Origin of the sequence: Corallococcus sp. CA053C (assembly GCF_003611675.1) — a bacterium.
In the GTDB taxonomy this organism is placed as follows: Bacteria; Myxococcota; Myxococcia; order Myxococcales; family Myxococcaceae; genus Corallococcus.
In genome coordinates, this window is sequence record NZ_RAWA01000363.1 from 1 (window position 1) to 10,017 (window position 10,017).

Sequence of the window (10,017 nt, forward strand, 5' to 3'; positions counted from 1 at the left end):
TAGTGGCACGCCGCGCCCTGTACCTCACGCTCGCGTGGCTCTTGCGCGGCGTGGGCCAGGGCGCGGCGTGCCACTACGTGCAGGAGGTGCTGCTGGGCCCGGAGCCAGAGCCCTCCGTGCTCCCGTCGATGCGCGCGGCATTGGGACGGCTGCCCAGCCTGTTCATCGCGGTGGCGTACCTGGCGTTCTTCAACGTGTTCACGGTGACGCTGTCGCTGGGCATCGCGCTGTTCGTCCTCTCCGCGCACGGCGTGGGCTACGCGGCCACGATGCAGGGACGGGGCAGCCCGCTGAGGCTGTACGGCCTGTGCTCGCGGCTGCTGGGCCCCTCGCGCGGGACGGCCACGGGGGTGCGGTGGTTGATGTCCGTGCAGGTGCTGGTGTTCTTCAACCTGCACGTGGGCATCAACTTCCTGCTGTACCTCGCGCGGCAGCTCGTGGGCATCGACCTGACGTTCGCGGAGCGGTTCGCGTCGCTGGACAACCCGCCGTGGCTGATGTTCCTCGCGGCGGCGACCTTCGCCCTCTTCGAGCCGCTGCGCGCGGCGACCGCCACGCTGCTGCTCATCGACGGGCGCGTGCGGCAGGAGGGGCTGGACCTGCTGGCCGCCGTGCAGCAACTGCCGGAGCGGAGCACGAAGCGCGGCGCGGCCAGCTCGGTCGGCTCGGCCGATTCGAAGGGCGTCGCCGCCGCGCTGCTCGTGGCCGCGGGCGTGCTGTTCGCGCTCCCTACCCCGGCCGACGCGGCTCCCGCGAAGGCTTCGGTAACGGATCCGGTGAAGGTTCCGGCGACGGCCGAGCGTGAGGCGGTGCGCGACCGGCTGGTGGCGGTGGTGGTGCACTGCGAGGTGCCCGATCTGGTGGAGGACAAGACGATCCAGGACCTCGACGCGCTGGGCGCGGCCGAGGGCGCGAAGCTGGAGCGCTTCGTGCGCCACCTGGAGCAGCTGGCCCTGGACGACGAGGACTGTGAGGCGGCCACGGCGACGCTGGAGTCGGGGCTCGCGCAGGTGACGGCCACGGTGGAGGCCCAGGCGCGCGTGGATGCCCGCGCGGCGACGGACCGGGCGCGCTCCATCCTCGCGCGGCCGGAGTTCCAGGACCGGCCGGAGAAGGAGCCGAAGGAGCCGAAGCAGGAGGAGGTCCCTCCGGAGCAGAGCTGGTGGCGCCGCTTCATCGACAAGCTGGGCCGGTGGCTGCAGGAGCTCTTCCGCGTCGAAAGGCCTTCGCCTCCGAGGGACACGTCGATTCCGTTGAGCGGCGGCGCGGCGGCCAAGGTCCTGGTGGTGGCGCTGGTGGCGCTGACGCTCGCGGTGCTGGGCGTGGTGGTGGTGGGCGTCCTGAAGCGGCGGCGTGGGGGCACGGGCCCGTCGCTGGAGGTGAGCACCGTGGATGCCGCTGCGCTCGCGGGCAACCCGGACCACGCGCTGTCGCGTCCACCCGAGGGCTGGGCGCACCTGGCCGACGCGCTGGCCGCCCAGGGTGAATACCGCGAGGCGGTGCGCAACCTGTACCTCGCGCTCCTGTCGCGCCTGCACCGCGACGGCGCCATCCTGTACGACGAGACGCTGAGCAACTGGGACTACCTGCGCGCGTTCCGGGGCCGGCCGGAGGTGAAGGCCCCGTTCCGCGAGCTGACGCGCCGCTTCGACTTCGTCTGGTACGGCAACCTCCCCGTGGGCCAGGACGGCTACACGGAGTTCCGCGCCATCACCGCCCCGCTGCTCGCCGCGCCGCCCGTGCAGGAGGCCGCCGGTGCGTGACCGCTTTCCGTTGCTCGTGCTGGGAGGCCTGCTGCTGGCCGGCGTGCTGGGGGCGTTCCTCGTGCGGGGCGCGCAGCGCGGAGGCTTCGCGGATCCGCTGTCCACCTTCCGCGCGGAGCCGGACGGCGCGCGCGCCCTGTTCCTGCTCGCGCAGGAGAGCGGCCTGCCGGTGACGCGGAACATGGCGGACCTGCGGCTCGTGTCCGGCCCCCAGACGCTGGTGCTGTTCGCCGTCGACGTGGAGGACTCGCACGAGGAGGATCCGGATCAGACGAAGCTCGCGTCGGATCCGGACGCGGGCCCGGACGAAGAGGAGGCGCCGCACCTGGGCTTCAACGCGCTGCGGGCCCAGCAGCTGGACGACGACGAGGTGGAGCGGGTGCTGTCGCACGTGCGCGCGGGACACTCGCTCGTGTACGTGCCCTGGGGCTCGCGGGAGAACCCACTGTTGGACGAGCTGGGGGTGAAGCTGGACAAGGCGGACACCTCACTGCCCATGCGCACGCTGGTCGCGCCGCTGCCCACGCCGTACACGCTGGGCGTCGAGCGCGTGGAGACGAAGGTGCAGGCCTACCTGCGGCTTCCGCAGAACGCCGTCACGGTGCTGGAGGATGAACGGCTGGGCTTCGCGGTGGCGGCGGTGATTCCGGTGGGCCAGGGCCGGGTGCTGGTGGTGGGCGCGCCCGAGCTGGCGATGAACCAGGCGCTCGCGCGGGCGGACAACGCCCAGTTCTGGCTCAGCGCGCTGGGCGCCCTGGGCCCCGGCCCCTACGCCTTCGACGAGTTCCACCACGGCTTCACCAACGAGCGCTCCATCGTGGACTTCGCGCGCCGCTACGGCCTGCACTTCGCGGTGGCGCAGCTGCTGCTCGGCGTCGCGCTGTGGGCGGGTGCCTTGAAGCGCTTCGGCCGTCCGCGCCCGCCCCCCGAGTCCGTGCGCGTGGGCGCGACGGATGCACTCTTCGCCATGAGCCGCCTGTACCGCGAGGGCCGGCACCACGCCTTCGCCGCGGGGCTCATCTCCCGCGGCCTCACGCAGCAGCTCGCGCCGCTCGCGGGCCTGCCCTCCCACTCCACCGTCGCCGCGGTCGCCGAAGGGCTGCGGGCGCGGGGGCGTCAGGACCTGGCGCACGGGCTGCTCGACGTGGCCCGACAGACCGACGCCGTGCAGAAGGACGCCGACCTCCAGGCCCTCGCCACTTCCGCCGCGCACGTGCGCGAGCGCATCCACCCCGCCGGCACCGCCCGGCCCCGCCCCGGAACCCCATGAACGCGCCTCCCTTCTCCCCTCCTCCCGCGCTGGACGGAGGCCACGCCGTGCGGGTCGCGCATGCCATCCGCGAGGGCGTCCTCACCGAGGTGCGCAAGGCCGTGGTCGGGCAGGACGAACCGCTGGAGCTGATGCTCTGCGGGCTCGTCGCCGGAGGCCACATCCTGCTGGAGGGCGTGCCCGGCGTGGCCAAGACGCTGATGGCCAAGGCGCTGTCGCGCAGCGTGAGCGCGGACTTCAAGCGCATCCAGTTCACGCCGGACCTGATGCCCGCGGACATCCTGGGCACCAGCGTCTTCGACCTGAAGTCACAGACCTTCGTGCTGGCGCGCGGCCCCATCTTCACGGACCTGTTGCTGGCGGATGAGATCAACCGCGCCCCGGCGAAGACGCAGTCCGCGCTGCTGGAGGCGATGCAGGAGCGCGCCGTGTCGCTGGAGGGCCGCAACCTGCAGCTCTCCCCGATGTTCACCGTGTTCGCGACGCAGAACCCGGTGGAGTCGGAGGGCACGTACCCGCTGCCCGAGGCGCAGCTCGACCGCTTCCTCCTGAAGATCGACGTGGGCTACCCCGCGCCGGAGGAGGAGGACGCCATCCTCGCGTCGGTGCACCGGGGCTTCGACTCAGGCGACCTCGCGAAGGCGGGCGTGAACGCGGCGGTGACGAAGGACGGCCTGCTCGCGGCGCGCGCGGCGCTCAGCGACGTGAACGTGGAGCCGCCGGTATTGGGTTACATCCGCAAACTGGTTGCGGCAACGCGCGCCTCGCCCAACATCCGCCTGGGCGCGGGGCCGCGCGCGGGCGTGCACCTGCTGCTCGCGTCGAAGGCGCTGGCGGCGCTCCGGGGCCGCGACTTCGTCACGCCGGACGACGTGCGCTTCCTCGCAGGCCCGGTGCTGCGCCACCGGCTGCTCTTGTCGCCGGACGCGGAGCTGGACGGGGCCACGTCCACGGACGTGCTGCGCGAGGTGGTCCAGGGCGTCGAGGTCCCCCGGTGATTCCCTCCGAGCGCCTGTGGGGGCTGCTCGCCCTGCTCGCGTTGCCCATGGCGGTGGCGGGCTTCTTCCCGGGCCTGGGCGGCGCGGTGCTGGCGCTCGACGCGCTCGCGCTGGCGCTGGCCGTGTTCGACTTCCTCCAGGCCCGCCGCGTCCGGCTGGAGGTGCACCGCGCGCTGCCGGAGCGCCTCAACGTCGGCGTGGCCAACCGCGTGGAGGTGCACCTCGTGCACCGCGGCCGGGGCACCGTGCGCGTCCGCGTGAAGGACGACGCGCCCCCGTCCTTCACCACCGAGCCCGACGAAGCCACGCTGAGCCTCACGCCGGACAGCCAGACGCAGTGGGTGTACCGGGCCACGCCTGTGAAGCGCGGCAAGTTCGGCTTCGGTGACGTGCACGTGCGGGTGACGGGCCCGCTGGGGCTCGTCTCGCACGAGCGCGCCTTCCCCGCCGCGAAGTCGGTGTCGGTGTACCCGGACCTGCGCGGTGCACGGCGGATGCTGCTGTCCGGCGCGGCGCTGGACCTGGTGAACCTGGGGCTCCGGCAGCTGCGCCGTGACGGACGGGGCAGCGAGTTCGCGCGCCTGCGCGACTACACCCAGGGCGACAGCGTGCGCGACGTGGACTGGAAGGCCACCGCGCGACGGGGCCGGCCAGTGACGCGGGTGCTGGAGTCGGAGCGTTCGCAGGCGCTGCTCATCTGCGTGGACGCGGGCCGCTCCATGGCTGCGCAGGTGGACGGGCTCACCAAGCTGGACCACGCGGTGAACGCGGCGCTGTTCCTCGCCTTCGTCGCCATCCGCAACGGCGACCGGGTGGGCCTGGCGCTCTTCGCGGACGGCGTGAAGGCGTATCTGCCGCCCGCCGCGGGACGGGGCCAGTACCGCAAGCTGGTGGACACGCTCTACTCCGCGACGCCCAGCCTCACGTACGTGGACTACCTGGCGCTCTTCAAGGAACTCAACGTGCGCCTCAACCGGCGCAGCCTGCTGTGCGTCTTCACCGACTTCCTCGACGAGGAGCAGGCCAACACCCTGGTGGCGCCGCTGCACCGGCTGGCGCGCCGTCACGTCCCGCTGTGCCTGTCGGTGAAGGACACGGCGTTGCAGAAGCTGCTGCGCACGCCGCCCTCCGGTCCCGAGGAGGCCTTCCAGCACGCGGTGGCCTCGGAGCTGCTCACGGACCGCGAGGTGCTCAAGGCCCGCGTGAGCCGGGGCGGCGTGCAGATGCTCGACGTGGCGCCGGATGAGCTGAGCCTCGCGGCGGTGAACCGCTACCTCGACATCAAGGCGCGCGGCGTGCTGTAGCGGAGCACCATGGACTTCGCGTTCCAGGCAGGCGACCTCACGGCGGAGCACGTGCCCGACTCCGAGGCGGAGCGCTTGCAGCCGCTGCTCAAGCGCTGCGAGGACTACCACCAGCTCGCCTACGGCCGCCCGGCCCTGCCGGATCAGGCCCGGCGCATTCCCACCGAGCGCCCCCCGGGCCTCGCGCCCGGCCAGGGGCACCTGCTCGCACTGAAGACAGCGACGGGCGACGTCGTGGGACTGATTGAAGCGCTGCGTGACTTTCCGGCCCCGGGCGAGTGGTACCTGGGCATCCTGCTCCTGGCCCCGGAGGTGCGCGGCCAGGGCCGGGGCGAGGCCATGGTCCACGCCTACGAGGCCCACGTGCGCGCGGCGGGAGGCCGACTGCTGCGGCTCGCGGTGCTGGAGCAGAACGAAGCCGCCCACCGCTTCTGGACGCGCAGTGGCTTCCAGCCGGAGAAGTGGGTGGGCCCGTTGGAGCAGGGCTTGAAGTTCAACCGGCTGCTGCGGATGACCAAACAGCTCGGCTGAAATAAGGCGTCATGCATTGAGCTTGACGTTTATCGATATCCTTTTACTTTCCAGATGTAATCGCGGGCAGCATTCACTTCCGCGGTACGTTCTGTCGCACGCGCCTGAGCAGACACGCTTCGACCAGCGCGGTCTGGATGACACTCCATGACACGGCTCCGGTACGAAGAACGAACAGCGTCCTCAGAAGCATTGGGCGCTAGCCCCAGCAGTTCATAAGCGAGGCGAAGCGATTCGTCTGCTTCATCTGCATTCATTAGGGGCAACTGCTCTTCAGGGATCGGCTCTGTTTTCGGGAAGGATTTTTCAATCACGTCCTCAAAAAAATCCGCAGCACGACTTCCTGCGGCCCAGGTCCCAACCTGGGGCACTGCCTTTGCAATTCCCTGGTCTTCAAGAACATGTGCAATAAAAGCTGTAGCCACGCTGGCAAAGAGGAATCCGCCATCTTGGTCTAGGTCTACGGCAGCAGAATGAAATGCCACAGGGGATCCTCGAATAAACAAGTAGTACCCCGTGGGAGGACGTCCTTCTGAATCAAACTCAACCGCAAGGTTTTGAAGTTTCGCCTTAACAATGCCCCTAACCCATCCCGTCCACTCCACTTGAGAGTAATCAACAACCCCTAGATGAACACGGGGGCGATGAAACAAACCAAGCTTAGCAGTGATTGCATAGTGGAAGCTTACAGGAGTAGCCCCAGGCCCCAGTTTGATCACAGCACATGGAGCAGCAATAAAGCCCATGACTTCACCGACCGAGAGCTGCCTGACAATACCGCTCTGATCGATCTGCCCCGTGCCGCGCTGCGTTGCCTGCATTGATGCCTCGCTATTGAAGTAGTCGGCATTGCTTGATCGCAACCGACACGGCCAACGACGCGGCAACATTCAACAGCGAAAATCCATGTCAAGGCGTACCCCCAAAGCAGCGGCGCCAAGCCACTCCTATTCAAAGAATTTAAGCACTTACAACGACAAGGCTGTCAGCTGTGGGCGCCTTGAACCCGCGATTCAAAATGAGCGCCCATCAGCCCCCACACAGCTATGCTTCAAAATATTAGCATCAGAATAAAGTGTACGACCCACAGTGAGCGTCAGGCCTCGGGCCCTTCGCGCAGCCAGCCCACGAAGCGCGTATCGGGCACGGCGCCACGCACCCGGTGCAGCCCGCGCTTGAACAGCGCATAGACGCGAAAGAAGCGCTCCAGGCCCGCGCGCTCGGAGGCCGTCATCGGGTGCGTGCCGCACACCACCTTCGGGTCGCCCTTCCCCGCGTCGATGAAGCCCAGCACCGCCACCACGGGCACCCGCACGCGCTGCCCCTGGGACAGCCGTGGCCCCAGCACCACCGCGTCCAACGGGTCGCCGTCATCGGACAGCAGGCCTGGGATGGAGCCGTAGTTGTACGGGCACGGCAACGGCGACACGAAGTCCACCGTCCCATCCGCGCGCCGCTTCACCAGCGAGAAGCGCGGACACTCGATGAGCACCTCTGGCTCGCGCGGCAGCGGCGGCACGGACAGGTCCGCCGCATGGAGCGTGCGCCCCCCGCTCATCCCACCGTCTCCGCCGTGTCACCCGCACGCGCCCTGCTCCGCCGACCGCGCATCCAGTCCGACAGCAGGTACGCGTAGACGCCCGCGCCCACGGTGAGCGCGAAGCTGATCTTGAAGCCCACCGACAGCTTCGGCGGATGGATCTGCGACACGGTGCCCTCGATGAAGCCCGCCAGCACGAACAGCGCCAGCGTGCCGAACAGCAGCTTCACCGCCGTCACCGCCTCCTTGCGCAGGGCCTGTCCGCGCGACAGCCCACCCGGCGCCACCATGCCGCGCGCGATGACGAGCCCCGCCGCGCCCGCGATGCCGATGGCGGACAGCTCCGGGATGCCGTGCGGGAGGATCCACGCCCAGAACCAACCGGCCATCCCCTTGGCCACGTACACCTGCGCCAGCGCCCCCAGGAACAGGCCGTTGACGAACAGCATCACCGCCGTGCCCAGGCCCAGGGTGACGCCCAGCGCGAACGCCAGGAAGGCCACCTGGATGTTGTGCGTGAAGAGGAACGTCGTGAACTGCGCCTGCTCCTCCACGGACATGCCCTTGCCCGCGGCCTCGTCGGCGGCGCGCTTCACGGGGTCCATGTTCAGGTGCTGCTCGGGCACCAGGTAGTGCGCCGCGTCCGGATCCACCACCATGCCCACGTAGCCGAAGCCCGCGCCCGCCAGCATCAGCAGCATGGAGGCCAGGTACATGCGCCACTCGCGGTGCATCAGCGCGGGGAAGCCGCGCGCCACGAACGCCCACACGTCCGCGAAGCGCGGCCGGGTGCCGGGATAGGTCAGCGCGTACGCGCGGCCCACGAGGTCGTTGAGGTACGCGCTCACGTCCGCGGAGCCGCTGCGCGCGCGCACCCACAACAGGTCGCTGGAGACGGCGCGGTACAGCTTTCCCAGCGACCGGGCCTCGTCCAGGCTCAGCTCGCGCAGCCCCGCGCCCTCCGACTTGTCCAGCAGCGACTCCAGCTGCTGCCAGCGCGGGCGCCGCGTCTCGATGAACTCCGCCATCTCCATGATGGCCACTCTAGCCGAGCCCGGAAACGACGAGGCGCCGGTCGCCCTCCCCGTGAGAAGGGAGGACCCGGCGCCCCGAACCGCGAAGGCGACGCGCCAGGCCATCGAGGCCCGGCACGCCGTCACGCGCTACTTGATGAGCTTCTCGAGCGGCTTCGCGTCGGTGGAGGCCTGGTTCTGGGTCCACTCGACCACGGGCGTCTGCCACGCCATGCCCGTCTCCGCCGGGTCGGCGTCCAGCTTCTCGAAGCCGAAGCCGTCACCGCCGAAGTACAGGTACTCGACGGTGGCCACCGTGTACTCCTTCTTCGGATCCAGCGGCTTGCCCTTGGCGTCCTTGAACTTGCCCTTGCCCGCCGGGGTGAAGCCGGCCACGAGCGCGGTGGGGTTCTCCAGCTGCTTCGCCAGGTCCTCGCCCTTGAGCTTCACGGTGAGCAGCGAGTTCTCGAACGGCATCACCGAGTACACGCTGCCCAGCGTCACGTCGCCCGCCGGCAGGCCGCCGCGCAGGCCGCCCTTGTTGAGGATGGCCGCGTCGGTGTTCAGCTGCGCGCGCACCGCGCCCGCCACCCACTTCGCCATCAGCGGCGAGTCCTGGGGGATGCCGGCCTTGGTGAAGCCGATCTTCCGGCCCAGCGCCTGCTCCACCTTCGTCTGCCACTCGGCGATGCGCTTCGCCGTCTCAGCATCCGGCGTGCCGCCCGTGACGTCGACGAGCTTCGTGTCCACGGCCGTCAGCTTCTCGCCCGCGGGCTTCGCCGGGTCGAACTTCAGCTGCGCGCGCAGGTACGAATCAAAGCCGCGGCCCAGCGACACGTACGTGGTCTCCCCGTCCTTCTTGGGGCCGCTGACTTCCGCGCAGCGACCACCGGCCACGAGCGACACCTTCCACTCGGGGTGCTTCGACACGACGGGCTGCAGGTCCGTGGGGCACTGGTCCGCCACCACGACGATGACGTCCGCGCCGGCCTTGCGCGCCTCGGGCACCGCGGTGTTGAGCGCGTCCTCGGAGGGCGTCACCTCCAGGCCTTCCGCGCGGCCGGACATGGCGGTGCGCACCGTCTTCTGCGACGTGAGGCCCACCACGCCGACCTTCAGGCCGCGCCGGTCGAAGACCTGGAACGCGGGCATGGCCAGGTCCTTCGCCAGCGACGCGTCCGTGACCTTCAGGTTCGCCGCCAGGAAGGGGAAGCCCCCCGCCGCGCGGTTCTTCAGGAAGGAGTCCTTGGCGTACGACAGCTCGTGGTTGCCCAGCGCGGAGGCCGCATAGCCCATGTGCCCCATCACCTCGGCCGTCGGAGCGCCCAGGAAGAACGAGGAGAGGGCCGGGCCCGTCCACAGGTCGCCCGTCGTCAGGGCGAGCGTGCCGGCGTCCGCGCAGGTCGCCTGGCCGTCCTTCAGCGGACCGGGACAGTGCTTTTCATCATTCACCCAACGGCCCATCAGCTCCGCGGCGCCGCCCTTGCCTTCGACGGGCAGGAGCTGGCCACGGGTGCTGCCGGTGACGAGCACCGTCACCTCGGAGGGGACCGCGGGCTTGGCGGCCTCCACCGGAGGGGCCGCGGGCGGGGCAGGCG

Annotated in this window: 9 protein-coding genes; 5 read left to right on the forward strand and 4 right to left on the reverse strand. The window is 70.0% G+C overall.

Going from position 1 to position 10,017, the window contains the following annotated elements; genetic code table 11:
- The 5 genes from D7V97_RS33510 to D7V97_RS33530 all read left to right on the forward strand — a co-directional run.
- Positions 1 to 1,763 (forward strand): DUF4129 domain-containing protein (locus D7V97_RS33510; protein ID WP_147445079.1); only part of this gene is annotated, 1,763 nt, incomplete at its 5' end.
- Entirely contained in the window at positions 1,756 to 3,033 is a 1,278-nt protein-coding gene (locus D7V97_RS33515) for a DUF4350 domain-containing protein (protein ID WP_120614688.1), read from the forward strand. The genes D7V97_RS33510 and D7V97_RS33515, both read left to right, overlap by 8 nt.
- Positions 3,030 to 4,031: a MoxR family ATPase gene (locus tag D7V97_RS33520; protein WP_120614689.1), complete on the forward strand. Its 1,002-nt coding sequence runs from the start codon at positions 3,030 to 3,032 to the stop codon at positions 4,029 to 4,031. The genes D7V97_RS33515 and D7V97_RS33520 overlap by 4 nt, the downstream gene beginning before the upstream one ends.
- Complete coding sequence (locus D7V97_RS33525) at positions 4,028 to 5,335, forward strand: DUF58 domain-containing protein (RefSeq protein WP_120614690.1); 1,308 nt, start codon at positions 4,028 to 4,030, stop codon at positions 5,333 to 5,335. Before D7V97_RS33520 ends, D7V97_RS33525 begins: the two co-directional genes overlap by 4 nt.
- A gap of 9 nt (positions 5,336 to 5,344) precedes the next feature.
- Positions 5,345 to 5,866 carry an N-acetyltransferase gene (locus tag D7V97_RS33530; protein WP_120614691.1) on the forward strand — a complete coding sequence of 174 codons (522 nt, stop codon included), beginning with the start codon at positions 5,345 to 5,347 and terminating at the stop codon, positions 5,864 to 5,866.
- Between the two features lie 29 nt (positions 5,867 to 5,895).
- Here D7V97_RS33530 and D7V97_RS33535 read toward each other — a convergent pair whose 3' ends face one another.
- From D7V97_RS33535 to D7V97_RS33550, 4 genes are all read right to left on the reverse strand, one after another.
- Complete coding sequence (locus tag D7V97_RS33535; RefSeq protein WP_120614692.1) at positions 5,896 to 6,756, reverse strand: DnaJ family molecular chaperone; 861 nt, start codon at positions 6,754 to 6,756, stop codon at positions 5,896 to 5,898.
- Positions 6,757 to 6,962: 206 nt separating this feature from the next.
- Positions 6,963 to 7,424 (reverse strand): inorganic diphosphatase, encoded by a 462-nt coding sequence (locus D7V97_RS33540; RefSeq protein WP_120614693.1) that lies wholly within the window; start codon positions 7,422 to 7,424, stop codon positions 6,963 to 6,965.
- Positions 7,421 to 8,440, reverse strand: a complete 1,020-nt coding sequence (locus D7V97_RS33545; protein ID WP_120614694.1) for a stage II sporulation protein M — start codon at positions 8,438 to 8,440, stop codon at positions 7,421 to 7,423. Before D7V97_RS33545 ends, D7V97_RS33540 begins: the two co-directional genes overlap by 4 nt.
- 129 nt (positions 8,441 to 8,569) lie before the next feature.
- A partial coding sequence (locus D7V97_RS33550) for a bifunctional UDP-sugar hydrolase/5'-nucleotidase (protein ID WP_147445080.1) occupies positions 8,570 to 10,017 on the reverse strand: 1,448 nt, incomplete at its 5' end.

What these genes read in the sequence shown, in the direction of transcription:
- D7V97_RS33540 (WP_120614693.1), bottom strand. Translation starts at nt 7,424, where the DNA reads ATGAGCGGGGGGCGCACGCTCCATGCGGCGGACCTGTCCGTGCCGCCG.
- D7V97_RS33530 (WP_120614691.1), top strand. Translation starts at nt 5,345, where the DNA reads ATGGACTTCGCGTTCCAGGCAGGCGACCTCACGGCGGAGCACGTGCCC.
- D7V97_RS33545 (WP_120614694.1), bottom strand. Translation starts at nt 8,440, where the DNA reads ATGGAGATGGCGGAGTTCATCGAGACGCGGCGCCCGCGCTGGCAGCAG.
- D7V97_RS33535 (WP_120614692.1), bottom strand. Translation starts at nt 6,756, where the DNA reads ATGTTGCCGCGTCGTTGGCCGTGTCGGTTGCGATCAAGCAATGCCGAC.
- D7V97_RS33520 (WP_120614689.1), top strand. Translation starts at nt 3,030, where the DNA reads ATGAACGCGCCTCCCTTCTCCCCTCCTCCCGCGCTGGACGGAGGCCAC.